At 65.6% G+C, this 26,649-nt stretch carries 30 protein-coding genes; 26 read left to right on the forward strand and 4 right to left on the reverse strand.

The genetic code is table 11. The annotated features are described in order from the left end of the window. Positions 1-44: 44 nt before the first annotated feature. A complete protein-coding gene (locus tag IVB45_RS17660; RefSeq protein WP_247361078.1) occupies positions 45-215 on the reverse strand; it encodes a hypothetical protein in 171 nt (56 codons plus the stop codon). Positions 216-354: 139 nt separating this feature from the next. Between IVB45_RS17660 and IVB45_RS17665 the strand changes: the two genes are divergently transcribed. Further along, entirely contained in the window at positions 355-1,416 is a 1,062-nt protein-coding gene (locus IVB45_RS17665; protein WP_247361076.1) for a hypothetical protein, read from the forward strand. A 22-nt stretch (positions 1,417-1,438) separates the two neighbouring features. Here IVB45_RS17665 and IVB45_RS17670 read toward each other — a convergent pair whose 3' ends face one another. Beyond that, positions 1,439-1,645 (reverse strand): hypothetical protein, encoded by a 207-nt coding sequence (locus IVB45_RS17670; protein WP_247361074.1) that lies wholly within the window; start codon positions 1,643-1,645, stop codon positions 1,439-1,441. A gap of 527 nt (positions 1,646-2,172) precedes the next feature. On the opposite strand from IVB45_RS17670, the gene IVB45_RS17675 reads away from it, so the two are divergent. From IVB45_RS17675 to IVB45_RS17775, 21 genes are all read left to right on the forward strand, one after another. Further along, entirely contained in the window at positions 2,173-2,787 is a 615-nt protein-coding gene (locus IVB45_RS17675; RefSeq protein ID WP_247361072.1) for a hypothetical protein, read from the forward strand. Positions 2,788-2,833: 46 nt separating this feature from the next. Continuing rightward, complete coding sequence (locus IVB45_RS17680) at positions 2,834-4,813, forward strand: terminase gpA endonuclease subunit (RefSeq protein ID WP_247361070.1); 1,980 nt, start codon at positions 2,834-2,836, stop codon at positions 4,811-4,813. 2 nt (positions 4,814-4,815) lie between these two features. After that, entirely contained in the window at positions 4,816-5,034 is a 219-nt protein-coding gene (locus tag IVB45_RS17685) for a hypothetical protein (protein ID WP_247361068.1), read from the forward strand. 2 nt (positions 5,035-5,036) lie between these two features. Next, entirely contained in the window at positions 5,037-6,617 is a 1,581-nt protein-coding gene (locus tag IVB45_RS17690; protein WP_247361065.1) for a phage portal protein, read from the forward strand. Continuing rightward, positions 6,617-8,065: a S49 family peptidase gene (locus IVB45_RS17695; RefSeq protein ID WP_247361063.1), complete on the forward strand. Its 1,449-nt coding sequence runs from the start codon at positions 6,617-6,619 to the stop codon at positions 8,063-8,065. The genes IVB45_RS17690 and IVB45_RS17695 overlap by 1 nt, the downstream gene beginning before the upstream one ends. 68 nt (positions 8,066-8,133) lie before the next feature. Continuing rightward, on the forward strand, positions 8,134-8,808 hold the full coding sequence (locus IVB45_RS17700; RefSeq protein ID WP_247361061.1) for a head decoration protein: 675 nt from the start codon (positions 8,134-8,136) through the stop codon (positions 8,806-8,808). A gap of 110 nt (positions 8,809-8,918) precedes the next feature. Then, positions 8,919-9,944 carry a major capsid protein gene (locus IVB45_RS17705; RefSeq protein WP_247361059.1) on the forward strand — a complete coding sequence of 342 codons (1,026 nt, stop codon included), beginning with the start codon at positions 8,919-8,921 and terminating at the stop codon, positions 9,942-9,944. Positions 9,945-9,947: 3 nt separating this feature from the next. Continuing rightward, positions 9,948-10,271, forward strand: coding sequence for a hypothetical protein (locus IVB45_RS17710; RefSeq protein ID WP_247361057.1), 324 nt, complete (start codon positions 9,948-9,950; stop codon positions 10,269-10,271). Further along, entirely contained in the window at positions 10,268-10,918 is a 651-nt protein-coding gene (locus IVB45_RS17715; RefSeq protein ID WP_247361055.1) for a hypothetical protein, read from the forward strand. The genes IVB45_RS17710 and IVB45_RS17715 overlap by 4 nt, the downstream gene beginning before the upstream one ends. 3 nt (positions 10,919-10,921) lie before the next feature. Beyond that, positions 10,922-11,332, forward strand: a complete 411-nt coding sequence (locus IVB45_RS17720) for a hypothetical protein (protein WP_247361053.1) — start codon at positions 10,922-10,924, stop codon at positions 11,330-11,332. 44 nt (positions 11,333-11,376) lie between these two features. After that, positions 11,377-12,873: a phage tail tube protein gene (locus IVB45_RS17725; RefSeq protein WP_247361049.1), complete on the forward strand. Its 1,497-nt coding sequence runs from the start codon at positions 11,377-11,379 to the stop codon at positions 12,871-12,873. Between the two features lie 132 nt (positions 12,874-13,005). Then, positions 13,006-13,458 carry a hypothetical protein gene (locus IVB45_RS17730; RefSeq protein WP_247361045.1) on the forward strand — a complete coding sequence of 151 codons (453 nt, stop codon included), beginning with the start codon at positions 13,006-13,008 and terminating at the stop codon, positions 13,456-13,458. Between the two features lie 23 nt (positions 13,459-13,481). Further along, positions 13,482-13,754 (forward strand): hypothetical protein, encoded by a 273-nt coding sequence (locus tag IVB45_RS17735; RefSeq protein WP_247361042.1) that lies wholly within the window; start codon positions 13,482-13,484, stop codon positions 13,752-13,754. A 6-nt stretch (positions 13,755-13,760) separates the two neighbouring features. Next, complete coding sequence (locus tag IVB45_RS17740) at positions 13,761-17,315, forward strand: hypothetical protein (RefSeq protein WP_247361039.1); 3,555 nt, start codon at positions 13,761-13,763, stop codon at positions 17,313-17,315. Next, complete coding sequence (locus IVB45_RS17745; RefSeq protein WP_247361037.1) at positions 17,315-17,707, forward strand: hypothetical protein; 393 nt, start codon at positions 17,315-17,317, stop codon at positions 17,705-17,707. Before IVB45_RS17740 ends, IVB45_RS17745 begins: the two co-directional genes overlap by 1 nt. A gap of 71 nt (positions 17,708-17,778) precedes the next feature. Next, complete coding sequence (locus tag IVB45_RS17750; protein ID WP_247361034.1) at positions 17,779-18,210, forward strand: hypothetical protein; 432 nt, start codon at positions 17,779-17,781, stop codon at positions 18,208-18,210. A 32-nt stretch (positions 18,211-18,242) separates the two neighbouring features. Next, entirely contained in the window at positions 18,243-18,719 is a 477-nt protein-coding gene (locus IVB45_RS17755) for a hypothetical protein (RefSeq protein WP_247361032.1), read from the forward strand. Continuing rightward, positions 18,716-20,305 (forward strand): hypothetical protein, encoded by a 1,590-nt coding sequence (locus IVB45_RS17760; RefSeq protein WP_247361029.1) that lies wholly within the window; start codon positions 18,716-18,718, stop codon positions 20,303-20,305. Before IVB45_RS17755 ends, IVB45_RS17760 begins: the two co-directional genes overlap by 4 nt. Further along, positions 20,298-21,098, forward strand: coding sequence for a hypothetical protein (locus IVB45_RS17765; RefSeq protein WP_247361026.1), 801 nt, complete (start codon positions 20,298-20,300; stop codon positions 21,096-21,098). The genes IVB45_RS17760 and IVB45_RS17765 overlap by 8 nt, the downstream gene beginning before the upstream one ends. A 2-nt stretch (positions 21,099-21,100) precedes the next feature. Continuing rightward, on the forward strand, positions 21,101-22,114 hold the full coding sequence (locus IVB45_RS17770; RefSeq protein WP_247361024.1) for a hypothetical protein: 1,014 nt from the start codon (positions 21,101-21,103) through the stop codon (positions 22,112-22,114). Between the two features lie 10 nt (positions 22,115-22,124). Beyond that, complete coding sequence (locus IVB45_RS17775; protein WP_247361023.1) at positions 22,125-23,303, forward strand: tail fiber protein; 1,179 nt, start codon at positions 22,125-22,127, stop codon at positions 23,301-23,303. Here IVB45_RS17775 and IVB45_RS17780 read toward each other — a convergent pair. Beyond that, positions 23,296-24,039 carry an FkbM family methyltransferase gene (locus tag IVB45_RS17780; RefSeq protein ID WP_247361020.1) on the reverse strand — a complete coding sequence of 248 codons (744 nt, stop codon included), beginning with the start codon at positions 24,037-24,039 and terminating at the stop codon, positions 23,296-23,298. The genes IVB45_RS17775 and IVB45_RS17780 overlap by 8 nt on opposite strands. Positions 24,040-24,132: 93 nt before the next feature. On the opposite strand from IVB45_RS17780, the gene IVB45_RS17785 reads away from it, so the two are divergent. The 4 genes from IVB45_RS17785 to IVB45_RS17800 are packed head-to-tail and all read left to right on the forward strand — an operon-like array spanning position 24,133 to position 26,319. Then, the gene (locus IVB45_RS17785; RefSeq protein WP_247361017.1) at positions 24,133-25,389 is read left to right on the forward strand and encodes a peptidoglycan-binding protein; all 1,257 of its coding nucleotides are present in this window, start codon (positions 24,133-24,135) and stop codon (positions 25,387-25,389) included. A 3-nt stretch (positions 25,390-25,392) separates the two neighbouring features. Next, on the forward strand, positions 25,393-25,836 hold the full coding sequence (locus IVB45_RS17790; protein ID WP_247361016.1) for a hypothetical protein: 444 nt from the start codon (positions 25,393-25,395) through the stop codon (positions 25,834-25,836). Further along, positions 25,766-26,059, forward strand: coding sequence for a hypothetical protein (locus IVB45_RS17795; RefSeq protein ID WP_247361013.1), 294 nt, complete (start codon positions 25,766-25,768; stop codon positions 26,057-26,059). Before IVB45_RS17790 ends, IVB45_RS17795 begins: the two co-directional genes overlap by 71 nt. Then, the gene (locus IVB45_RS17800; protein ID WP_247361011.1) at positions 26,059-26,319 is read left to right on the forward strand and encodes a hypothetical protein; all 261 of its coding nucleotides are present in this window, start codon (positions 26,059-26,061) and stop codon (positions 26,317-26,319) included. The genes IVB45_RS17795 and IVB45_RS17800 overlap by 1 nt, the downstream gene beginning before the upstream one ends. 35 nt (positions 26,320-26,354) lie before the next feature. On the opposite strand, the gene IVB45_RS17805 is transcribed toward IVB45_RS17800, so the two are convergent. Next, positions 26,355-26,546: a hypothetical protein gene (locus IVB45_RS17805; protein ID WP_247361009.1), complete on the reverse strand. Its 192-nt coding sequence runs from the start codon at positions 26,544-26,546 to the stop codon at positions 26,355-26,357. Between the last annotated feature and the right edge of the window lie 103 nt (positions 26,547-26,649).

Here is a 26,649-nt window from a genome sequence, read left to right on the forward strand (position 1 = left end):
AAGGTTAACGGTGCACTCCCTTCAAGGCCGCGGATGCGATCCACTCAGGCGTCCTCTGGAGGGAGTTTCGCAACCAGGTGGGGCCAGTTTCGTTCAACGATGCCGCGGATCTCCGGATCGATGACCTCGATGCTATCGAAGCTCTCGATCTGCATGCGAAGTGCTTCCAGTTGGTCTGGGTCGAGCGGTTGGCCTTGGTAAAATTCCATCTTCATGGGGCTAGCTCCAACCGGTTACGCTTAGCCTTCGTTCCAAGGAACGTCCACTCAACTCAGGGATCGGCCCCGCTGGCCGATCGTGATCTTTCACCTATCAGCCCAATCATCTTCGCACCGACTCTCGTTGAGGGACGCGATGAGGCTACGCAAGCTGATCAAGCGCTACCAGTCGCATCCGCTGTCCCGGTGGCACAAGCTCCGTTACTCGACCCAACAGAACCATCGTAACCTGCTCCGGCAGATCGACCGTCGCTACGGGCGCGTCAAGCTTCGCCGCATCAAGGCGAAGACGCTGCTGGAGTGGCACGGCGAGTGGCTGGACGGAACGAAGTTCTCGGCGGCGCGGGCCTTCATCAAGAAGATCCGGACCGTCTTCGGCTTCGGGATGACGTTGCTGGAGGACAAGGATTGCGTGCGGATCCGACAGGTCATGTCGGCGATGCGATTTCCGGGCCCGGCAAAGCGCACTGAGCGCATCACGGCCGAGCAGGCTGTCGCGGTCCGAGGGCGTGCCTGGCGCGGCGGCTGGGGTTCGGTCGCATTGGCGCAGGCATTGCAGTTCGATCTAATGCTCCGGCAGAAGGATGTGATCGGCGAATATCTCCCGGCCGAGCTGAAGGAAGGCGGCGCCGGCATCGTCATCGGCGAGGAAAAGTGGGTGAGGGGTCTTCTCTGGTCGGAGATCGACGACGACCTGGTGCTGCGGCATCAGACCTCCAAGACCGACAAGCCGGTCGTGGTCGACCTCAAGCTCGCGCCGATGGTGTTGGAGGATCTCCGGCGTATGGGTATCGTGTCCCGCCGGGGGCCGGTGCGCCTGATCAAACGACTGGATGGGCCGATCATCACGAACGAAACGAGCGGGCTGCCCTGGTTCGCGTTCGAGTTCCGGCGCGTTTGGCGCACCATCGCCAGATCGGAAGGCGTTCCGGACAACGTCTGCAACATGCACAGCCGCCATGGCGGCATCAGCGAGGGCTTCGACGCCGGCGCCAACCCCGACAATATTCGCGCGGCGGCCACGCACAGCGATCTCGCGACCACTCAAGGATACAACCGAGGCAACGAGCTCGAGCGATCGTCCAGCGTGCTGATTGCGCGGGCTCGGCACAGGGGAAAGACGAAGCCAGTTCGTCACAGTACAAAGCTCGCCAGGCGCCCGAACCGTCGATCGACAGGTCAACCGCGAGCAGCATAATCCTGGCGTCCGCTAGGGGCGATTATCGGACTCCAGCCAAATCCAGCTCTTGGCTCTTCACCGCCTTGGCGCGGAACGTACGCAGCGATCGTTGGCCGACAAAGTGTTGGTCCTCGCTTGTGAGCACGATCTCGATGCCGAGCTCGCGCGCCTTTGAAGACGCGTCGTTCAGAGCCTTCACTACTTCGAGTATGTCCTTGATTACGACTTGCTCCGTGTAGTCGGCCATGATTCTCTCCCCCCTGCAGGTGATTTGCCTGCGTTAACAAAGGAGAGAGCATGGCCACGACAGCAACGAAGCGCAAGCCGGCCAAGGCCAAGTTCACCAAGAAGGCTGCCAAATCGACGGCGCGAAGGAAGTCAGCAGCAACGCGCACCAAGCGCTGACGCTCTACGCGCCGCACTCGGCGGAGCAGCTGCGGTGTGCAGCTGCTCCGATCCATAGCGAGATCAGAAGCATGCAGGCTCTGAAGAACTGTTTGGCTGTTAGTCCGTTCGATCGCGAACGGATCGAACGGGAAGATCGCGCTCATTTCCGCAATCTCGAGCGCATCTCCGCAAAATCCGAAGATGCGGAAGCGCGGCTCGCTTCGGCAAATTCGAAGCGTGAGCGCCGCCAGGCGCGCAATCACCGCCTTGTCGCAGCCGGCTAGCGCGGGTCCTCCCGGGGCGCAAAGCAAAACCGGTGGCCCGGCCCCAAAAAGTCGCTAGCTCCGGGGGTCAAATCTGATGCAACGACCCCCTGATGCAACGCCTTTGGAGCTGATTTCCATCAGCGAGGCGGCCCGGAAGATCGGGGTCAACAAGTCCACACTGAGCCGCCAGGTCGAGAGCGGCGCCGTCCGGTCCCACGATGGAAAAGTCGTGTTGGCTCAAGTCCTTGAGGACCGGCAGAACAACGTCAATCTGAGCCAGTCGCGGCGCCGTCCGGCCAAGCTGAAGGGCACCAAGGCTGCAACGAAGCCGCGCACCGTTGCATCCGCGGATGCAACGCCAGGCCGCCCGGATGCAACGCCTGGGACCGATGCCGCGGACGGCGACTTCGAACAGCAGCTGGCCGAGGGCAGGATGCTGCCCTTCGCCGGTGCCCAGCGGGTCAAAGAGAACTACCTGGCGCGGCAACGCGCGGTCGACTTTGAGAAGGACGTCGGCCGGCTGGTCGAGCGCGCCGCCGCGAACAAGGCGTTCTTTGACCAGGCCCGCGAACTGCGGGACGCCTGGCTGGCATGGCCGGTCCGGGTGGTCACCCTGATGGCGTCGGATCTCGAGGTCGACGATCGCAAACTGGTCGAGGTCCTGACGAAGTATGTCCGCCAGCATCTCGACGAGCTCGGCAAGCCCGCTGCTCCCGAGCTCGCTCCGCCAGGCTGAGGATCTCGCGACGTCGTGGCGCGCGGGGCTGAGGCCTCCGCCCAACATGACCGTCGTCGACTGGGCGGAGCAGAACCGAAAGCTTTCGAAGGAATCTTCAAACGGCGGACGCTTCATCGTCGCCAGGGTCGAGGTCGCGCGCGGGCCGATGCTGTGGGCCACCGAGCCCGGCGTGAAGGTCATTACGCTGCAGGCCTGCACCCAGCTGCTCAAGACCACGTTCCTCGAGAACGTCGCCGGCTACTACATGCACCTGGATCCATGCCCTATCCTCGTAGTGCAGCCCAAGGACGCGGCGGCCGAGACTTTCTCGAAGGACCGCCTGGCACCGATGATCCGCGACACCCCTGTGCTGCGGGATATCTTCCGCAGCCAAGCGCGCGACGCCGGCAACACGCTCACCCACAAGCAGTTCCCGGGCGGGCATATCACGATGGTCGGCGCCAACAGCCCGACCAACCTCGCGATGCGGCCGATCCGCATCGTGCTGTTCGACGAAATTGACAAGTACCCGCTGTCGGCCGGCAACGAAGGCTCGCCGATCGTGCTGGCAGAGGAGCGCCAGGCCGAGTTCGCCGCCAACAGCCTGTCCGCCCGCGTCTGCTCGCCCACCGTCGAGGGGCGCAGCGCGATCGCCAAGTCCTACGAGGTGAGCGACCAGCGCAAGCCTTTCGTGGAATGCCCGCACTGCAAGACCTGGCAGGTCCTGGAGTGGGAGCAGGTCCGCTTCGAGAAGGATGCCCAGGACCGGCCCAAGCCCGACACGGCCGCCTACATCGGCGAATGCTGCGGGGTCGTATGGACAGAAGCCGACAGGTTGCGCGCGCTCGAGCGGGTGACCTGGCGCCAGACCCGCGAGTTCTTTTGCTGCGGCAAGAAGCAGAAGCCGGAGATATGGATCCGCGAGCCCGCGGCGCCCGGTGTCGAATACGCCGTCTGCAGTGAATGCGGCAAGCGCGCGGTCCCGAACGACCACGCCGGCGGAATCGCCTCGAAGCTCTACGCGCCGAAGCAGAGCATCCGCCAGCTGGTGAAGAAATACCGGAGCGCGCTAAAGGCCGGCATCGAGGAGCTGAAGACGTTCTACAACACGCAGCTCGCCAGGACCTGGAAGGTGGCCGGTGAAGCACCCGAGTGGGATCGCGTGTATGGCCGCCGCGGCGGTTATCGATCCGGCACGGTGCCATCGGGCGTACTGATCCTGTTCGCCGGCGTCGACGTCCAGAAGGATCGCCTCGAGATCAGTGTCTGGGGTTTCGGCCGCAATCGTGAGCGCTGGCTGATCGAGCACCGCGTCATTCCTGGCCAGGTCATCCAACAGGCGACCTGGGACGAGCTCGCCAAAATGTTCGACGATGTCTGGCGCCGCGAGAGCGGCGCTGAAATGTCGGTCCGCGACTGGGGCATCGATTCCGGCGCCTTTGCCGCAGAGGTCGGCGCCTTCGTCCGCAGCCAGATGGGACGCAACAACGTCCACGCCGTCGACGGCCACGACAATTCGCTGATGCCGTACATCGGCGTCGGCGCCCTCGATGTCACCGTGCACGGCAAGAAGCTTCGTCGCGGCCTGAAGACGGTGAAGGTCGGGTCGTCGTACTGCAAACAGGAGCTGATGGGCCAGCTGGGCCTCGACCGGCCGGAGGAGGGGAAGGCGTTCCCGCCCGGCTATGTGCATCTCCCGGAAGATGTCAGCGAGGACCAGGTCAAGCAGCTGACCTCGGAAGAGCTGCAGGTCAACGTGGTCCGCGGCCGCACGCGTCGCACCTGGACCGTAATGTCCGGCCGGCGCAACGAGGTCCTGGACTGCGCCAACTACGCGCGCGCGCTGGCCGCAATGCGGGGCTGGGACCGTTGGCGGCCGAACAGGTTTCGCGAGCTCGAGGACCAGCTCGGCGTTCCCCACAACGACAGCCCGCCGCCGGCCGGCGCGCCAGCCGCGGCCGCGGGCTCCGCTCCAGCATCGACACCGGCGCCGGCGCGACAGCCGCTGGTGCGGCGCTCCTCTCGATCGAACTACATGGATTGATCATGCCCGCTTCCCTCGAGCAGCTGCAGGCGCGCCTCGACGCGCTCTATGAGCTGCAGGCCACCGGCATCAAGGCGTCGAGCTCCGGCGACAAGCGCGCCGAGTTTCGCGACATGTCCGAGCTGCGCGACGCGATCGCGGCCGTGCAAGCCCAAATCGGCACGCTGCAGTCGACGCCGACCCGCAGGTCCCGTCGCATCATCGTCTGCAAGGATCTCTGAAGGTGGGTCTGTTCTCCTTCATGGGCGGGAAGGCGAAAGCCTTCAGCGACGGCCTCGAGGCCGGTCGCATGGCGCGGCGCATGGCCAATTGGGTGCCGAGCCGGGTTCACGTCAACACGCTGATCTCGGCCTCCGGTGCGACAGCGCTGTCGCGAGCGCGCTACCTGGTCCGCAACAACGGCTACGCATCGAATGCCGTCGAGGTCTTCACCTCGAACCTGATCGGCGCCGGTATCGTGCCAAGCTGGAACCCGCCGCCGGAGACGAACAACGGGCCGAAGAGCGGCGTTGAGGTGATCGGCGCCAATGGCGGTCCGAACCTCGAGGACGAGCCGCAGCCTGACGATACGGAATCTCCGCTCAAGGCGAAGCTCCAGCAGCTCTGGACCGATTGGACGGACGAGGCCGACGCAGAGGGCCTGACCGACTTTTACGGGCTGGAGCGCCGCGTCGGCCGTGAGCTCTTCATCGCCGGCGAGGTCTTTATCCGGCTACGGCCGCGCTTCCTTTCGGACGGGCTCACGGTCCCCCTGCAGCTGCAGGTGTTGCCGAGCGAGATGCTGCCGATCTGGAAGACCGAGCCGGCCGAGGGCGGCAACTATATCCGGCAGGGCATCGAGTTTGACCGGATCGGCCGGCGCGTCGCCTACCATTTCTACAAGGAGCATCCCGGCGACCAGACCGTCCAGCAGAACACTGGCGAAACCGTCCGCGTGCCTGCCGAAAGCATCCTGCACGTGTTCGATCCCGTCGAGGCCGGTCAGATTCGGGGGCTCTCGAAGCTGACGCCCGCGATCGTCTCGCTCTGGATGCTCGACAATTTCGACGACGCCGAGCTCGAGCGGAAGAAGACGGCCGCACTGTTTTCGGTGTTCATCCACCGGCCGGACCCTAACGGCGAGTTTTTCGAAGAAGCGCTGGCCGCCTCCAAGGACCCGAACAACAAGCCGGCGGCGATCAATCTTGCGCCAGGCACCGTGCACGAGCTGCTGCCCGGCGAAGAGATCGAGACGGCGTCACCGGCAGATGTCGGCGCCAGCTACGAGCCGTTCCAATATCGCACGCTGCTGCGGATCTGCGCCGCGCTGGGGCTGCCATACGCGGGCATGACCGGCGACCGCAGCCGGGCGAACTATTCTTCCGAGCGGTCGGCCAACATCGATTTGCGCAGACGTTGCGACGCGCTGCAGCACAACGTCGTGGCTTTCCAGATGTGCCGCGCGGTCTGGGCGATGTGGCTGCGCCAGGCCGTCCTGGCCGGCGCGATCGAGCTGCCCGGCTTCGCCGACGATCCCAAACCCTACAATCGGGTGACCTGGATCCCGCCGAGCTGGCAGTGGATCGATCCGCTCAAGGATCTGCAGGCCGAGGTTCTGGCGATCGACAACGGCCTCAAGCCGCGCTCGCTCTCGGTCGAGGAAGCCGGCCGGGATCCCGACGAGAACGACCGACGCATCGCCGCGGACCAGCGCCGCGAGAAGCGGCTCGGCATCGTGCTGCGGGGCACGCCGACCGCAGCCAAGCAGGTCTCGCTGCCGCCGCCCGACGACACGCCGCCGACCCAGCAAGGAACACAGCAGTGATGGCCTATCCGCACATTGCCGAGCGGCTGTTCGGCCACCCGCAATGCATCGAGCCGGCGGCGTTCCGGACCATTCTGGAAGGCCCGCTGGCCAGGCGCGTGCTGTCGGGGGAGCTCGCCGAGGCGCGCGCCAGCAAGAAACAGAAGCAGCAACTGAAAGCCTCGACCTCGCGGCTCTCCGCGATCGTCGATTGCCAGCCGGTGATGGTCGCCGGCGGCGTCGCCGAATTCGGGCTCACCGACGAGGGCGTGGCTATCCTGCCTGTCTGCGGCGTGCTCTCGCGGCGGTTCGACTGGCTCACCGCGCTGTGCGGCTGGACCACCTATGAGGGCCTGAGCGCGGCGTTCGATCAGATGCTGGCCGACAGCCGCGTTAAGGCGATCCTAATGGACGTGGAGAGCCCGGGCGGCGAGGCCGCCGGCATGCTCGACATCTGCGACAAGATCATCGCCGCGCGCAGCATCAAGCCGGTGTGGGCGGTGGCCAACACCTTCGCGGCCTCGGCCGCCTATGGCGTCGCCGGCAGCGCCGAGCGCCTGGTGCTGCCGCGGCTGGGGCAGGTGGGCTCGATCGGCGCGGTGATCGTGCACATCGACCAGTCCGCCTACGACGCGGCCTCCGGAGACAAGTACACGGCCATCTATTCCGGCGAGCGCAAGATCGACGGCTGGGCGCATGCGCCTTTGTCGGACGGCGCCGCCAAGACGCTCCAGGCCAACGTCGACAATTGCCGGCAGCAGTTCTGCGACCTGGTCGGCCGCCAGGGCCGCATGACCACGAGCCAGGCGATGAAGACCGAGGCCGGCGTGGCCGCGGACAACAGCGCCGTCGACGGCCGCTATGCCGACGCCGTCGCCACCTTCGAAGATGCTCTTGCCGAGCTCACAGATCTCGCGGCCGGTCGGTCGCACAGCATTTCCGCCGCTGCGAGTGCGGGCTTAACCGGAGGGCCTTCGCCCATGAAGACCGAAAAGACCGCGGCGACGGCCGAGACCGTACCCGCCAAGATCGAGACCACCGTCGCGACCACCACGACGCAGCCGGCCGCCGCTGCCGCCGACGACGGCGACAACGGCGACAAGTGCCCGAGTTGCAATGGCTCCGGCAAGAAGCCGCAGGCCTCGGCCCAACAGGCTGCGCCCCAGGCCGCCGCTCCCGCGGCCGCGGCGACGGCCACCGAGGCTGGCTATACGATCGAGATGGCGAATGAGACGCTGGAGCTCTGCGCGATCGCCGGCGTCAGCTCGGCGGAGGCCCGCAAGTTCACCGCGGCCAAGACCCCGGTCGAGAAGGTGCGCGCCGATCTGGCCGCAGCGAAGGCCAACGCCTCGGATGCAGTCGCCCTCAACACTGCGCCGGCGGCCGGCAGCGAAGCCAAGCAGGCAACCGCCGGCTGGGACGATGCGATCGCCCAGGCGAACAAGCTCAACGGCATCCCCACGAAGTGACGTTGTGACGTTCCGCGCATTCGCGCGGCACGCAACCCCGGTCTTGAGAACAACAGGAGTTTGAGACCATGACGACTTTGACTGAAACTCTCCATGCCGGGGGCTTCATCGTAAGCGAAGCCAACGGCAAGCGCTCCCGCGACCAGGTCACCATCGGCCTGTCGCAGACCCTGCTCACCGCCCAGGTGCTCGGCCGCGCGCCGGTCGCCGCAAGCGTAACGTCCTCGGCCGCGGCCGATGCGGGCAACACCGGCAACGGCGTCTTCACGATCGACGCCACCACCCCGGTGCTGGCCGACGCCAAGAACGGCGTCTACCGCATCGTCTGCATCGAGCCCGTCACCAACCTTGGCACCTTCGAGGTCCTCGATCCCAAAGGCATCGAGATCGGCCGGTACATCGTGGGCGGCACCTTCGCCACCCAGATCAAGTTCGCGATCGCCGACGGCGCCACCGACTTTGTCGCAGGCGACGCCTTCTCGGTCACGGTCGGCATCGAGGATCCCGTCGACTACGATTACAAGGCCTTCGACACGACGGCGACCGACGGCTGCCAGCGTGCGGCCGGCGTGCTGTTCAGCGCGGTCACCACCGATGGCTCGACCAAGAAGCAGGCCGTTGCGATGCGTCGCGCGTGCGAGCTTCGCGCCTCCGACCTGGTCTGGCCCGGCAGCAACCTGACCGCGGCGCAGAAGGCGCAAGCGATCCAGGACCTCAACGACCTCGGCATCATCCTCCGCTAACCGGCAAGCCGACTTCCCCACGGTCGCTTGAAGCAACCCGCGCCGGCGCCGCCGGCGCGAACACGTCTCCTCGCGCTTCATGCGCTCCATTCCACGAAGGGAATTCGACTATGCTGACCATGGACGTCTTCAAGCAGGATGCGTTCAGCTCCACCACGCTGACCGCCGTCGTTGACAAGCTCGGCTACACGCCCGGCTTCCTTGGCTCGATCGGCGGGCTGTTCCTGCCCGTACCCGTGCGCACCACCGCCGTCTTCATCGAAGAGCGTGCCAATGCTCCCGCGCTGATCCAGACCACGCCGCGCGGTGCGCCGCCCAAGCAGCGTGGCGGCGAGAAGTCGAAGGTCCGCGCCTTCGAAACCGTGCGCCTGGCGGAAGCCAGCCGCATCACTGCATCGGAGCTGCAGGGCATCCGTGCGTTCGGTTCGGAAACCGAGCTCAAGCAGCTGCAGACCGAGGTCGCGCGCCGACAGGGCCTGATCCGCGGCGATTTCGAACTCACCTGGGAATACCATCGCCTCGCGGCGATCCAGGGCAAGGCGCTCGATGCCGACGGCTCCACCATCTATGACTGGGCCACCGAGTTCGGCCAGGCCATCCCGGCCGAGATCGACTTCGACCTGGACAATGCGAACCCCGTGACCGGTGCTGTCCGCAAGAAGTGCAACGCCGTGAAGCGTTCGATCCTGACTGCATTGAAGGGCCTCGGTGGCAACGCCGTCGGCATCGGCGCGGTCGTCGGTGACGCCTTCTGGGATGACCTGACGAGCCATCCTGAGGTCGAGAAGACCTTCATCAACACGCAGCAGGCGGCGGATCTCCGCAACGGCTTCGGTACTGCCTGGTCGACCTTCCGCTACGGCGACATCACCTGGGTCAACTATCGCGGCTCCGACAACGCGGAGGTCGCGGTTGGCGCTGACAAGGCCAAGTTCTTCCCGATCAACGCCGGCATCTTCCCGGTCGCGCAATCGCCCGGCGAGAGCTTCGACTTCGTCAACACGCCCGGCCAGCAGGTCTATTCCGGCATCGTGACCGACAAGGACCGCAACTCCTGGGCCGACGTCGAGCTGTTCTCCTATCCGCTCTTCGTCTGCACGATGCCGTCGGCTCTTCACCAGGGGCGCCGGACCTAACCGATGGCGCTCGCCGATGCTCTCGCCGCCGCGGCGGTCGACGCGGCCTACCTCGCATGGGGCAGGTCCGCGTCGTATTCGCCTCCCGGCGGCGGGAGCTCGGCGAGGTGCACGGTGCTGCTCGACATCAGGGATTCCTCCGCGAAGCCGGAGGATGGCTCGCCGCCGGCGGGCCAGGCCTGGATCGAGGTTCGCGCCAGGGAAGTCGCCGCGCCTGCGGCCGGCGGCACCTTCACCATGACGATCGGCGGCAAGGTCTACGCGGTCGCAAGTCGCCCGCTGCCGGCCGACGGCGACGGTTATGCCTGGAAGATGTGGGTCGAATGATCGAGGCAAAGGTGCAGCCGATCCGGCGCGAGCTCGACGTCGCGATCGCGTCCTGGCTTGGTCCGGAGGCGAGGGCGGATGTCCTGGTCGAGAACGCCCGCGAGATCCTGAGCGAGACCGATGCGCGCAACCGCGACGCGCTCGGGCAGGATGTGCCGCATCGGACCATCGTCGACGGGCTGCCGACCGAAGCGCTCGAGCGCGTGCGCGCCGACGGCGTCATCGTCCGGACCTACGACGTCATACCGATCCTGCTGATGGAGATCGGCCGGCTGCTCTGGATCCATTCGCCGGTGAAGTCCGGCGATTATCGGCGCTCGCACCGGCTGCTCGCGGACGGCGACGAGATCGCCGAGGTGCGGGAAGGGTGGTCACTGCCCTCGCTCCCGGCCGGAACAAAGGAATTCATGTTCGCGCCGATCGTGCCCTATGCCCGCCCGATCGAGCGCGGCTGGTCGAAGAAGGCACCCGACGGCGTCTACCAGGTGGTCGGCGTGATGGGCAAAGCCGTCTTCGGCAAGTTCGCCAAGATCTCCTTCGCCTATCGCGAGATCACCGGCCTCGCCGAATCCAGGACCGAGCAGAATGCGCGCCCGGGCAAGCCCCGGGATCTGCGCCAGCCGGTCATCATCATCCAGCCGAATTGAGCCATGCCGAGCAAGGCCGTTTCCGATGCATTCGAGGCGCGGCTGCAATCGTGGCCGAACCTTGCCGCGTGCCCGCTGGCCGATCTCAACGAGGTCTCCATGGTACCGAAGCCGCCGTATCTCCAGATCGAATGGCCCGCGGTCGTCGAGGACCGCATGAGCAAGGGCAAGCCTGCCGTCTTTCGCGAGAGAGGCGGCGCCCGCTTCATCATCACGGTCTCAACGAATGCTGCCGGCTGGAAAGCCCAGGTGCTCGGCTGGGCGGACGAGCTGCGAGATCTGTTCCGCGCGCAGGCCTTTGGCGGCGTCGATACCGACGAAGCATCTCCCGCAGTGCTCGACGAGCGCAATCGCGAGGGCACCAAATTCCACGTGCCGTTTGCCGTCGCCTACACATTCGACGTCCTCAAATAGGCCGTCGCTTCTCTCCCCGAAACCTGTGACGAAGGAGCCTGCAGATGAGCGGCCTTGTTCCCTCAACCAACCAGACCAAACAATCCTATAGCCGCAAGGTCGCGGCGAACTACGGCGTCAAGCCGACCAATCCGGCCTGGCAGGAATTCCAGAACGGCACGTTCGGCCTGAAGGCCTCGCCGACCCGCGGCCGCAGCAACGATCGCCGCGGCGATGGCCAGGCCGCCGGCACCTTCCTCACCGATCTCTCCAACGCGGGCTCAGTCGGTACCGAACTGAAATTCAAGCACCTCGACGATCTCTTCGAGGCGATGATGAAGAGCCAGTGGCTCACTCAGGCCGTCATCCAGGTATTGACGATCGACACCGAGATCAGCGACGTCTCGACCACGGCGGTGACGGTGTCCGCCGGCGGCGCCAGTTTCAAGACCGGCCATTTGACGCGTACCCTGGGCTTCACGACCGCAGGCAACAACAAGGTTGCGCGCGTGGCCTCGTCGACCGCCACCGCGATCACCTATCCAGCTGCGACCTTCGTCGCCGAGAGCAATCCGATCCCGGTCGGTGCCAGCGTGCGGGTGATCGGCTTTCAGGGCGCCAGCGGCGACCTGGTCGCGACCGTCACCGGCGGCAACGGTCTCACCTCGACCCTGCTGGACTTCACCACGCTGGGCAATGGCGTCGGCGTCGGGCGCTGGGTCTGGATCGGCGACATCACCGCCGCGGGCAACAAGTTCGCCACGGCCGGCTGTAACGGCTGGGCACGGATCTCCGCCGTCGCGGCGCAGCGCCTGTCGTTTGACATCGTGCCGAGCGGGTTTGCGGCCGATGCCGGCACGGGCAAGACCGTCGCGGTCTACACCGGTGACTTCCTGAAGAACGGCACCACGATTTGGGCCTTCGACTGGGAAGGTCAGCAGAGCGGTGTCACCACGCCGATGTACGAGTACTTCTACGACACGCTGGTCAACGGCTTCACGATGACGCTCGCCGGCGGCAAGGAGATCACCACCTCGTTCGATTTCATGGGCAACCAGGCCGACGCGATCGGGACCGTGCGCTACACCGGCTCGACCGATACGGTGCCGCCGACCTACGGCACCATGACCTGCACCACCAATGTCGGCGACCTCACCGAGGGCGGCGTCACGCTGATGGGCGGCGTCAACTGCATGAGCTCGGGCTCGATCAAGATCGCCAACAACATCGGCCGCGATCCCGTGGTCGGCCCGCTCGGAGCGTCGGCGACCAATGTCGGCGCCTTCACCGTGACGGGCAATATCGACACCTATCTCGCCGATCCCACCATCATGGCGAAGGGCATCAACAACACGCTGTCCTCGTTCGTGACCTTCACCGGCAACAATGCCGGCGACAAGGAAGGGTATCGCTGGGACGTCCCGGCGATCCGCCTGACCCCGGATTCCGAGGTCGGCGCCTCCAACCAGGCCCGCAAGGTCTCCGGTCCGTTCGACGCCGAGCCGCATCCGACGCTCGGCTACACCATGTCGATTGGCCGCTTCTGGTACATGCCGTCCTAACTCCCGGCATCGAGACGCGCCCCCACGCGCGCAGAAAAGCCCGTCCAGCCGCCTTCCTCCCCGGGGCGGACGTTCGGGCCCGGCCGGGCAGTCGTGGGGCTGCCCGGCCTTCCAACCCCACGAGGAATTCAAATGGATATCGAAAGTGCAGTCGTCGTCACGGACGGCCAGCAGTGGCAGAAGGACCTCCCGGAGCTCGGCGACCTCGAGGTGCTGGTGGCGCCCTGGGAAAACCCCGCTTTCGAGCGGGCGATGCAGAAGGGCATCCGGGCGCTTCCGCCGGCGCTGCGGGCCGACGGCAACATCGACCCGACCGCGTACGGCAAGGTGCTGGGTCGCGCGATCGCGCGCACGGTGCTGTTCGGCTGGCGCAACTTCACCAGCGGCGGGGTCGAGAAGCCCTTTGACGCAGCCTATGCCGAGCAGCTGCTCAGCGATGCCAAGTACAAGCCGTTCCGCGACGGCGTGATGGCCGCGGCCAGGCGGGTCCAGCAGGGCGTGAAGGCGGAGGACGAGGCAGTCCTGGGAAACTTGCTGACTTCCTCGAGTGGCAGCGTCAGTGGGGCGCAGACGTCGAGCTCCTGAGGAAGCGCTACGACGAGATCGGCGTGGAGCATCCGGCGCATTTCTATCCGCCCGAGCTCCTGCCGGGATCGGGCATCTACCTCACCGCGCTGCGCGCCTTGCGCGGTGATCGCCCCCTCTCGATTGGGGCCATGGGCGGCGCGGTGTACTGCGCCATTCCGTTCCGCTCGATGGTGGCGTTCGCCGGACACTACGGCATCGACAGCATCTGCGAATTCGACCGTTTTGCAGAGCTGCTGCGCAGGCTCGACGAGCTCGAGCGGGCCGAACTCAACAAGCCAAAACCCGGATCATAGGCGTTCATGGACATCCAGCAGGTTGTTCGCGAGGTAACCGTCCGTGGCTCTTCACAGGGCATGGACCAGGTCGCGCGCGCCTATAACCAGGTGGCGGAGGCGGCCGATCGGACCGCGACCGTCACCGAAAAGACCACCAAGGCGCAGCAAAGTGCGGAAGCCGCCGTCGAGAAGCTGCGCTTGCGGTACCAGGACGGCTATCGCCAGCAGCAGCAGCTCGTCGAGGCCCAGCAGATCTATCAGCGTGCGGTCGACCAGGGGCGGGTGTCCCAGGCCGCCGCGGCCGCCGAGCTCGCCAACATCCAAGGCAAGCTTGGGCAGGTGACCGCCGCGCAGAAGGCGGCCGCGCCGGTCACAGCCGCGTACAACGCGCAGATCTCCTCGCTCACCGGGAATCTCGGCCTGGCCGGCCAGGTCCTGACAGCGCTCGGGCCCGCCGGCGTCGCCACCGCGGTCGGCATCGGCGCCATCGTGGCCGTGTTGAGCCTCGCATCCGAGAAATCGCACGAGCTGGCGCAGAAGGCCAAGGAGCTGAAGGAATTCTCTGAAGCGACGGGCCTTTCCACCACGCAGTTCCAGGCGCTGCGCGCGGAGGCCGGCAAGTTCGGCATCGACAGCGACACGCTGGCGACCGGTCTTGGCCGCTTCACCGAAGGCTTCAACGAGCTGCGCAACGGTTCGGGCGAACTGCTCACCCAAATCCGCAAGATCAATCCCGCGCTCGCCGATCAGATGCAGCAGGTCACCGACACCGCATCGGCGTTCACACTGTTCGGCAAGGCCGTCGCGTCCACCGACAACATCTTCCAGCGCAATGCGCTGCTGAAGGCCGGCCTTGGCCGCGGCGCCTCGACCTATGGCGCGCTGTTCGATAGCGCGCCGAATGTCGGCGCGATCACCGACGCCTATGCCGCCGCCGGCAAGGGCATCGACGAGAACATGATCAACAAGCTGCGGCAGCTGCAGATCGATATCGACAAGACCAGGAGCGCAGCCAGCGGCATCTTCGCCAGCGCGTTCGGCACGTCCACGCTCGAGGCGGAGAAGAAATACGCCGAGCAGATGGTCGATATCGCAAAGAGCTTCAAATACATCGTCGACAATGTCGGCAAGGTGAAGCTGCCCGAGATCGAGCTTTCGGACAACAGCAAGACGATCCTCAACGCCTATATGACGGTGGTGAACGCCGAGGGAAAGGCGATCAAGATCGTATTCAATCCGGTCGGCTCCGCGATCGATGGCGTCAAGGCGCTCGCCGGCGTCGGCGCCAAGAAGTACGACGAGAGCACGAACTCGATCGCGAATTTCCAGTCGCCTGCGAATTCCTACTCCACCTTCCAGCGCACGGGCCCGGGCGCCGCGGCCGACAAGACGCCGCAGGCCAGGCTCGCCGACATGGAGCACGAGATATCGCTGCTCGGCTCAGCCGCGACGGCCTCCGAACGCTACCAGGCCGCACTGCTGAAGCTCACCGTGGGCCAGGAAGGGGCGACGCTGTCGGGCGAGAAGCTCGCGCGCGCCCAGGCAGCGCTGCAACTCGATCGGGATGCCGAGCTGATCGGGGCGCGGGTCTCCGCGCTGGGCGCGGCCGCGAGTGTCACGGATCTGCTGGCGCAGAAGCAGAACGCGCTGGCGAAGGCGCAGCTGGCCGGTGCCAACCTCACGCCGGCGGAGATCGAGAACCAGAAGCGCCTGGTGGTCGAGCAGGCCAACGGCGTCGGCGCGATTAATGCCCAGATCGACGCGCTGCGCGTTCAGCAGGCGACCTTGGGAATGTCGGTCGGCCAGGCCGCCGCCTATAACGCGGTCGAGACCAAGCGGCTCGAGGCGATCCGCAACGGCGCGCCGCTGGACGAGCAGCAGCTCGCGGCGCTGCGCGAGAAAGCGCAGGTGCTGGGCCAGCTGACGCAGAAATCCGCGCAGGACGCCGCCCAGAACCAGGCCAAGTTCGACCGGGAGACCATGTTCCTCTCGGACACCGAGAAGCAGATCGCTCAGATCCAGCAGCGCCTCCACGGCAATGACTGGAAGAGCTTCACGGACGATGCGCTCTCCGGCACGTTGCGCGTCAACGCCGCGCTGCAGGAAGGCAAGGACACCGCCGTCGATTTCACCAAGAGCTTCGTGCAAGGGCTGATGCAGGGCAAATCCGGCATGGAGGCGCTCACGGATGCGGCAGGTCAGCTCTCGGCGAAGCTCGCCGACAAGGCCATCACGGATCTCTTTTCCGGTAACTTCGTGCAGGCCGGCATCGAGGGCGCGTTGGCGATCGGGACGGCGATCTTCGCGGGCGATCAGAAGGCCAAGAAGGCGCTGCAGGAGGCGCAGGACCAGTGGCGAAAGATGGCCGACCAGGTAGCCAAATTCAACGCTGCCGCGGCAGGCTTCGATGTTGGTCCTCTGACCAACGAACTGCAGTCGCTGTTCTCGACCCTGCAGCAACTGCAGGGCGCGGCCATCAAGGCCAAGGATATGGCTGGCGTGGCCAAGCTTTGGGAATCGGTGGGCCGCGGGATCGTGCGTATTGTCGACGAGTTCGGGACGGCCGATGACGCTTTGTCCCCGTTGCAGAAGGCGATCAAGGGCGTCAACGATGAAGCCCGTGGGCTCAAGGAAACCCTGGACCAGTTCTACGTCGCTGGGTTCAGGGACGAGATCGACGCCGAGGCCAAGGCGCGGATTCAGGCGCTGATCGCGCAATACACGGACGCGCTGACCTCCGGTCTCGCGGAGCGCCTCAACACGGCGCAGGGCAAGGGCTATCTCAACGATGCCACCGCGCTGCTCAAGCAGCATGCGACCGACCTCTCGAGCGCGGCCGAACTCGGCAACAATCCGGCCATCCTGGCGCAGATCTCGGCGACGTTCGGCGCCGAGGCGCAGAAGATCGTGCAGGATGCCGGCCTGGTCGGCGACCAGTTCCAGAACTTCATCAAGCTGTTTCCGGATCTCGCCGGCGTCGTCCACGAGGTGACAATCGACATCACGGACTCGATCAAGACCATCAGCGACTATCTCGCCAGTCTCCAACTGGGCTCGAACTCGATCCTGTCGCCGCAGGAGCAGCTCGCCGCCGCGCAGGCGCAGTTCAGCCAGCAGCTGGTGCTGGCCCAGGGCGGCAATGCCGACGCGATCGGGTCCATCACCAAATATGCGGATCAACTGCTCGGGCAAGCCAAGAGCTACTTCGCATCCTCGGACGGCTACACCGACATCTACAAGGCGGTGACCGCGGCGCTCTCGGGGCTCACCGGCGCCGGCGGGTCAGGCTATTCCGCGTCGGCCACGACGAGCTCGGTTGCGTCCGTCTCGAATATCCAGGCGATCACGCCGATCGTCTCCAACGGCACCGCGGCCGCCAACGACAACGGGGCGCATTTCGCGCAGCAGACCAACACGCTGGTGCAGGCGATCGCCGCGGCCGCCAGCGCCGAGGTCGCCGCGATCCAGGATCTGCGCGATGCGCTCAAGGCCGAATTGCGCGGGGTCAGGTCCGCGGTCGAGAGCAAGGGCGGCAAGCCGCTGCGGCCCGCCGACAAGACCGACAGGAAGGCCAGCTGATGAGTGCGACCTCCTATGGCCGCAGGAAGACCGTCGACGATTTGACCGGCGTCGCGCCCTATAGCCCGCCGCCGCTCTATCTGTCGGCGCACACGGCTGATCCCGGCGCCGCCGGATCGCACGCGAACGAAGTGTCGGGCGGCGGCTATGCGCGCCAGCCGCTCGCTGGCGTCATGGGTGCGGCCGATGCCAGCGGGATCAGTGTCAACACGACCGTGATCACCTTCGGCCCGGCCACCGCCGACTGGGGCACCATCAGCTATTTCGGCATCGAGGACGCCCTGAGCGGCGGCAACATGCTGTGCCCCGGCGTCCCCGCGATGCCCCGCACCATCACCGCCGGCCAGCCGCTGCAGATCCCCGTCGGCCAGCTCCGGCTTCGGCTGTCCTGATCTTCCACAACGCCGTCCGCAAGGCCTCGCGCCCGCGCGGGCCGATCTTTTCCTTTTGAAAGGAGCCCGGCATGGGCAAGTCGAACACCTTCATCAACGATTTCCTCAAGCTGATCTTCAATGCGACGGCGATCGCGAACATCGCCGACAATGCCGCGTCCTCGCCGCTGACGACCTTGTACGTGGCGCTGCACACCGCCGATCCCGGCGCGGCCGGTAACCAGAGCACTAGCGAGATCTCCTACACCAGCTATGCCCGGGTCGCGGTCACGCGCAATTCGGGTGGCTGGACGGTCACCGGGCAGACCGTATCGCCGACGCTCGACGTCGATTTTCCAATATCGAGCGGCGGTACCGGCGGCACGGCCACGCATGCCTCGATCGGCACCGCCTCGAGCGGCGCGGGCAAGATCCTCTGGAGCGGTGCCTTGTCGCCGACTATCGCGGTGAGCACCGGCGTGCCGCCGGTCCTGGTGCAGGGCTCGACCATCACCGAAACCTGATGGGCGCCCCCTAAAGTCGAGGGAGGCTGCTCATGTTCCTGAGTGGACCGTACAGCGCATTTGCCTTCTCTGAAGACGGGCTTCGTCTCGCGGCGAACCAGACGGTGCTGCAGATCGGCGGCGCCGGCACCGCCGCGTTCAAGGGCGCGCGCGGCGCGGTGCTGGCCGTCACGGGCGCAGGCACAGCCGCGTTCAAGGGCGCCGGCGCCGGCCGGCTCGGCGCCTCCGGAGGCGGCAGCTTCGTCCCGAAAGGCAGCGCCGGTGCGATTCTCTCGATCGCCGGCGGTGGCAGTTTCGCGCCCATCGGCGGCCGCGCAGCCCGGCTGTTCGCCAGCGGCACGGCGAGTGCCGTGCTCTTCACGGGCAGCAGCGCGCGCTTCCTGATCTCCAGCGGCGCCGTCGTGACGCTCGGGGGCTCGACCGCCTGGGACCGCATGCTGCGGCGAGACGAAACGCCGATGGCCTATTTCGCCGAGATCGAACCCTGGGTTTTGACGGACCGGTCATGATGTACGGCGCAGCTCCCATGTGTGCGTTGCCCTGGTCCGCCGATCGGCGCGACCTGCGCGTCTATTGCGACATGACGATGGATCTGTCGGCCGAGCTCACGCTCAAGATCTACGTCACCAGCTCCGCCGGCTACGCCACCGAGCCGACCGACACGCCGGCGAACCAGCCATTCCGCGGCGTGCTGAAGAGCTTCTCGTTCTCGCGCTCGATCATGCAGGGCGACATCGGCCGTTTCACCACCGGCACCGGCAACCTCAAGATCGACAACGCGGACGCGGAGTACGACTTCCTGCAGCTGTCCTACGCGATCGACGGCCGTCCCATCGCCATTCGCATCGGACGGCCGGACCAGCCCTATGCCGAGACCTATCCGCTCGCCAAGCTCACGGCGACGGGGTGGAACGTCGACACGGACGCAATCTCGATCGACCTGGTCGACTATTCCTACAAGCTCGAAGTGCCAATGCAGCCGCACACCTATGGCGGCACCGGCGGCGCGAACGGCGGTGCGGATCTCACCGGGAAGCGCAAGCCGCTGGTGTTCGGCAATGCGCAGAACATCTCGCCGGTGCTGCTGGTGCCGAACCTGCTGATCTACCAGGCCCATGACGGCGCGATGCAGTCGATCGACGCGGTCTACGATCGCGGCGTGCCGCTCACCGGCGCCGGCGACGTCGCCAATTACGCCGCGCTCGCGGCCGCCTCCGTGACGTCGGGCCAGTTCAAGACCTGCCTTGCCGCCGGGCTGCTCAAGCTGGGCTCGAGCGCCAACGGCACGGTGACCGCGGACGTCAAGGGCGACGCCACCGACGGCTATCTGGTCCGGACCGCGGATATCGTGCGCTGGGCGCTGCGTCACCGCACGGTGCTGTCGGATCCCGTCGATCTCAGCGTGCTCTCGTTTGATCAGGTGAACCTGGCGCAGCCAGCGCCGATCGACTATTTCATCGGACCCGACGACAACCTCACGGTCGCCGCCTTCATCGACAACATCATGGGCGGCATCGGAGGCTGGGGCGGCCACCGGCTCGACGGCACTTTCGAGGTCCGGATCTTCCAGGCTCCGTCCGGAAGCCCGGCCGACGCCTTCACGCGCGCGGACATGCTGGGCGGCGACATCAAGAAGGAACCGCTGCCGGAATCCTACCGACCGCCGCGCTGGCGCTGGCGCGTGCCCTATCAGCGTTGCTGGACGGTGCAGACCGACCTGGCCGGCGCGGTCACGGCCGCGCGCAAGGCCTTCGTGGCCGAACCGTACCGCCTGGCCGAGGCGACCTCGAGCACGATCCAGCTTGACCATCCCTTCGCCCAGGATCGCGATCCCGTGCAGTCCTACTTCTCCCAGGCGTCGGATGCCGCGGCCGAGGCGGCGCGGCTGATCGATCTGTTCAAGACCACGCGCGCGATCTACCGCATGTCGCTGCCGCGGCGCGCGCTGCGGCGCGAGATGGGCGACGTCATCAGCGTCACGCATGAGCGCTTCGACCTTCGCGCCGGCCGCCTGATGGTGGTGCTGGAATGGGACGCCAGGGTCGAGTTCGAGAACGGCGGCATGGATACCGTGGAGATCGCCGCCTATGGCTAATGCAGCTCTGCTCCTGGACAACGTCGCCGAGACGGCCGCGATCGCGGCATCGAGCCAGGTGCTGACCATGCCGGCGTCCAACCTACGGACGCCGCATCCCTCGCAGCGCTGGCGCAGCCTCAGTTCGGCCGATTATTTCGTTGCCGACAAGGGGGCGGGGATTGCCGCCGATACCGTGCTGATTTGCGGCCTTACCTGCGGAGCAAACGCGCAGCTGCGACTGCGGCTGTCCTCGATCGACGCCACCGGCGTCGCCGGCGATATCCTGGACACCGGGCCGATCGGCAGCGGCACAGTCCCGGCCTTCGACGTCGCTTATGGCGCGTTGCTATGGCTGCTCCCGACAACCGCGACCTGGCGCTTTACACGCCTCGACATCAGCGATCTGGACGCGGCCTTTGTCGAGGCGGGCTGCCTGGTCGAGGGCGTCCGCGAAAGCCTCGCCTACAACTTCGCCAGCGGTGACACCATCCAGCACGTCGATCGCAGCCGCGTGTCGCCGACCTCCTCGGGCATGACGCTGACCTGGGACGACAACACGTTCCGGCGTCTCGGCCTGTCGTTCAACGCCGTCACCACCGATCAGCGCTTCGGCCTGTTCGAGCGGCTCGACCGCGTCAAAGGCAGGAAGCGCAACGTGCTGCTGATCACCGATCCCGACAGTTCCAACCTGACGCGGGATTCGATCTACGGGCTCGTCACCGACCAGACGCCGATCGCATTCAACAATGCCTTCGCCGTCGACGGCAAGCCGCTGTTCGGCAAGCAGCTCCGCATCGACGAGAGGATTTAGATATGGCGTTCGTCCCGCCCAAGGACCGTGTGCTGGAGCAATCCAGCTCCAACAGCCAGACCGTGTTCACGGTCACCGGCGCGCTGGACCTGTCCTACAACGCCTTCAGCGCGGCGATGAGCGTCGGCGACACCACGATCGGCGCCGTCGTCGAGCCCGGTGTTGCCTTCAAAGCGGGCATGCTGACCTATAGCGCCACGAACGAAGTCACGGTTTCGAGCGCCTTCGACAGCAAGGGCACGTTCTCGTCGGGTGGCATCAAGCAAGTATTCATGGGCCTGCCCGCCGGCAGTGCGCCAAGCCTCGACGGTCCGCAAACCCTAACGGACGCCAAGAGGGCACAAGGGCGCGTCAATCTCGGGGTTGGCACTGCCACGCGCGCCATCACGGGAGCGAGCGACACACTGGTCGCCTCCGACTTCGCCAAGCTCATCAAGCTCAACCGGTCATCGGCGATCGCGCTGACCGCCACGGCCGCGGCAACGCTCGGCGACGGCTGGTATTGCGACATCATTAACGTCAACACCGGGATCGTCACGTTCGACCCGAACGGCGCGGAGACCGTCGACGCCGCTGCGACCGCGCTTATCTACCAAAGCGAAAGCATGCGCATCTGGTGCGACGGCACGGGATTCTACACCACCAGCCATGCGGGCGATTGGGTCGCATTTGCCCCCACGCTGGGGGCGTCTGGCGGCGGAAGCTTCGGCTCGGCGAGCGCGGCCGCGCGCTTCAAGAAGATCAGAACCTCAGTCCAGATCGAGATGTCGGTGACCATCACGACGGTCGGCAGCGCGACAGGCAATGTCCAGGCAACGCTTCCAGTCTCGTCGTCGGTCGGCGCACTGCTTCAGGAACTGAGCGGCGCCGAAACGGCTGTCAACGGCGCTTCGTGCCGCGCGCTGATCGCCGGCAACAGTTCGAACTGTGCGTTCGGATACTACAACAACACCAGCACCGCGACGGTGGCTGGTGCCTTGTACGTCGTCACTGGCATTTACGAAGTCGGAAAGTAGGACAAACCCGATGACCTCCGTCCGCCCCAAGGCGCGCATCCTTGAATTGTCGACCACGTCGGGCAGCGGCCCATTCGCGCTCGCCGGCGCGCCCGACGGCTCCTACAACACGTTCGCTTCCTTCATGGCGGTCGGCGATCAGACCTATGTGACCGTCGTCGAGCCGGGTGTCGCGTTTTGGAGTGGCGTTGCCACCTATAGCGCGACGAACCAGCTGACGCTGACCACGGTCGAGGAGGTTAAGGGCACCTTCGGCGCTGGCACCAAGGAGGTGATGGCGGGCTCACTGGCCTCGACGTCGATGCTGCGCGAAGACACCGCTGGGGGCATCATCACGGGTGGGACGTCGACAGCGTACACCATGTCGTCGTTTCGGAAGTTTTTATCCAAAGCCGCGATGAACGGAGCAGAGGTGGCGTTCACCGTTCACGCGACCAACGGCGCAAATCCCACACTCAATGTCGATGGCCTGGGCGGGGACACGATCATCATTGACACAGCGAGCGGCATCACGCCCGTGCCGCCAGGCACGCTGATCACCGGTGGTGTCTATAGCGCCGTCTATTACAACACCGGCAACAATTGGCGACTGAAGGATTTTTATCAGCTTCCGTTCACGGTCCCCATTGGAGGGATGATCGACTATTTCGGCATCTCTACCCCGTCAAGCAACTTCGTATTCCCGTTTGGGCAAAACGTAAGCCGGACTACCTACGCTGCATTGTTTGCGCTGTTCGGTACGGCTTTTGGCGTCGGAGATGGCTCCACGACATTTGGTCTTCCTGACTTGCGCGGGCGTGTCACGGCCGGCGCCGACAATATGGGCGGGTCCGCTGCTGGTCGCCTTACCGATGCCGTTGCGGGTATAGATAGCCTTGGCGATGCAGGAGGTGCTCAATCGCGCACTCTCATCACTGCCAATCTTCCGCCGTACACGCCTTCCGGTGCTCTCTCCATTTCGAATGGAGCTATCACGATCAACGGCGCCGTAAACTATGTCTATAGCGACTCTGGCGGTGGTGGCCTCGGTGGCGGCGGCAACTTCGGTCACGCCGGCTACAATAACCTTTCCGCATCGCAAGCTGCTTCGACGGGTACGCTGGTAGGTGTGGCGCAGGGTGGCACCAGCACGCCGGTTCTAAACGTTCAACCGACGATAGTTGTCAACAAACTCCTTAGGATTATTTAGGAAACTGGCGGTAGATCGAAGGCGGTATGGTTGAGCCGATGGCTTCAGGCGGGAAAAAAAGATAATCCCGATGGCCCTCTAGGCCAAATTTGTAGTGCTCGACGCGATCGGGATTTGAGCAAGGCAAGTAGCGATTGCCAAGAAACATGACACCTGAATATCCAAGGGCCTCGAAAAAGCTGAAGAGCTTCGCAGTTTCGGCGGGCAGGGCTTCGAATTGCACGATCGGGCGGAGAGCTCTTAATGTTAGTTCCGCTCCTGAAAAGACGTTCATCTCGTGTCCTTCAACGTCGCACTTGATGAATCTCAGATTGGGTATGCACATGCTGTCGAGCGTCGTGAGCGGGACGTTAAGTTGATCAACTTGCAATCGGCTCGGCTCCAGAGACGCGCTCCCGTCTCCAACGCGAGCTCGCGTTAACGTCGCTGTACCGGGCTCTTTCGAGAGTGCGGTGTTCATAACTCTGACGTTTACCAGTTTGAAAGTGCGCTTCCTGTCGTCGATGTAGCGCGCCATCTCCGGTTGGGGCTCGAAAGCTACGACATTGCCGGACGGTCCTACAGCGCGCGCCAGCCAGTACGAGTAGATGCCTTTGTTCGCGCCGATATCGAGAACGGTAGCGCCCTTCAATCTAAGGCCCGCCAGCGTCTTTAGCTGAAGACGTTCTGTTCTGAACCGATACCGAAGGCAGCGCGACATGAAGCGCGCATCCTCGTACGCATCTAAAAACGGCATCTAAGGGCCCCTCGAAAGGGTTCAACCTAGCATTGTGACTGCCCGACGGCGAGCGCGCTCTCATCGGTTTTCCACCCACGAAAGTATGACCTCATGACCGAAACCACTTTCGGCCAGGCGCTCGCGCGCCTGTGGCCGCATGCCACCCAGGACCTGCGCGACGGGATCACCGCCCGGGCGCCGGAGGTGTTCGCGAAATACGGCTTCACGCCGCTCGTCATCGCGATCTTCATGGGCCAGATCACGCACGAGTGCGGCGCCGGCCGCGAGCTGGTCGAGAACCTGAATTATTCGCCCGAGGGAATCGTCAAGACCTGGCCCAGCCGGTTTGCCTCGCTCGCCGAGGCGATGCCGTTCGCCCACGCGCCGCAGAAGCTCGCCAACAAGGTCTATAACGGCCGCATGGGCAACCGCCCGGGCTCGAACGACGGCTGGTCGTTCCGCGGTCGCGGCGGGACCAACACCACCGGGCACGACGGCTATTTCCGCCTGGCCCAGAAGATGGCGGTGGACCTGCTGGGCGATCCCGGCCTGGTGAACCGGCCGGATCTGTTCCTGGAATGCGCCGTGGTCGACTTCGTGCTGTGCGGCTGCGTGCCGTTTGCGCAAAGGGACGATATCCGCGGCGTCACCTACCACCTCAACGGCGGCTATATCGGGCTCGCCCAGCGCGAGGATCTGACCAAGCGCTGGAAGACCGCCCTGACGGCCGAGCATGGCCAGGCGGCGCTGTTTCCGGCCCCTGTGGCACGCCCCGCGGGCGAGCTGGGTTATGGCGACAGCGGCTTCGAGGTGAAGGGCCTCCAGGGAGAGCTGAAGGCCAAGGGCTACGGCGTCGGCAAGGACGACGGCGAATTCCACGAAAGCACAAGGGGCGCCGTAGCCAAGCTCCAGCTGGACCACGGGCTGCCTGCCACCGGGGTGGTCGACCACGCCACCCGGGAGGCCCTGGCGCGCTCCACCGGCGCGCCGGTGGGCGAGGCGCGGGCGACCGACACGGTCCAGGATCTTCGCCAAGCGGGCTCGCGGACCATCGCCGGCACCGATCGGCTCGGCTTCCTCGGCAAGCTGAAGGTCCTTCTGGGCCTGACCACGCTCGGCGGCGTCGGCGCCGACCAGGGCGGGGCGTTCGACCTCGACAGCGTGCAGGCCGGAATCGACAAGGCGCACCAGGCGGCAGGCATGCTCGACCAGGTTCGCCCGATGCTCAAAGCGCTGTTCTCGAGCTCCTGGGCGCTGCCGATCGGCGCGCTCGCGGCGGTGATCGGAATCCTGGTGCTGATCGATGCCGCGCGCATCGCCCGCATCCGGCTCGAGGACCACCGCTCCGCCGCCAACATGGGGCGCTGATCAATGCTGGCAACGATTGCGGGCGCCATCGCGCTCATCCCCGGCGGCGGTTCCGCCGCCGGCGCGGCCGTCAGCGCCGTCGGCTGGCTGCTGCGCTGTGGCACCTGCCTGAAGATCCTGGCGATGCTCGCCGCCATCAGCTTCACTGTGCTTCACGTGCACCGGGAAGAGGTCTCGCGTTGCGGCGAGCGCATCGCTGCGGATCACCGCAAGGCGGAAGCTGCGGCCGCGCAGCGCGATCGCGACGTCGCCGCGGATCTCGGCGGCTTCTTCACGCCGAAGCTCAACGCGCTGCGCGCGGAGAACGATGCCCTCCAGAAGAAGGTCAACGACTATGCGAAACGAAAGGCGCCGGCCGCCGGCGCTGGCAAGCAGGGTGCTGGCAAGCCTTCTGCTTGCCGCCTCGGCGACGCTGCTGGCCTGCTGCGGCCCCCAGCATCTCGCTGACCTGGCGCCGCCGCTGCGCGTCGAGGTCCCGACGACCTGCGAGGATCTGCTCGAGCAGATCCCGCTGCCGGCGTTCGGTCGCGACGACGATGCAGTTCAGGCGTTCCTGTGGCTTGAGGCGATCGTGATCGAGCAGCACGGCGTCATCGCGCTCGGGCGAGAATGCCTGCGCCGGCAGCGGATGGACTATGCCGGCAAGGAAAAGCACAAGGGAGCCAAGTGATGCGTTCGCTGACCTCGGTCAAACCGCCGACCCAGCTCGAGCGCATCGCCGCGCTCGAGGAGCGCGACAGGGCGCGTGAAGAGCGGGAGCAGCAGCGCGAGGCGCGCCTGGAGAGCATCGAGACCAAGCTCGGCGAGCTCGTGGATCTGCTGAGAGGCGCCAAGACCATCAAGGCTCTGATCGATGGCGGCTTCAAATATGTCGGCTACGCAGCGTCGATCGGCGCCGCCGGCGTCGGCATCTGGAAGTTCTGGCACTGATCAGTAGATACGGATCAGCTATCAACGCTGTGTTTTCATTTTGGCGGCTCACCACTGGCCGGTGGGCTCGGCGGCGGAAGGCCGTACTCCTTGGCGCGCTTAGCCGCCAGCTTCCGGTACGCCGCGGCTTGCTGCAACAGTTGGGTTTTGAAGGTGGAATCCTGTTCGCCTGCCGCCATGCTCTCGAGGCTGACCGCGCGCTCCAGATATTCTTGGAGGAGTTTCATCGAGATGGGCTGCTACTAAGGACTATACGTTCGAGTCCTATGCGCGGCGGACCGCCATCCTGTCAACAACGCCCTCAGCGCACCCACGCCGGCGGCGTTGTCA

Origin of the sequence: Bradyrhizobium sp. 4 (genome assembly GCF_023100905.1) — a bacterium.
Lineage (GTDB): Bacteria > Pseudomonadota > Alphaproteobacteria > Rhizobiales > Xanthobacteraceae > Bradyrhizobium.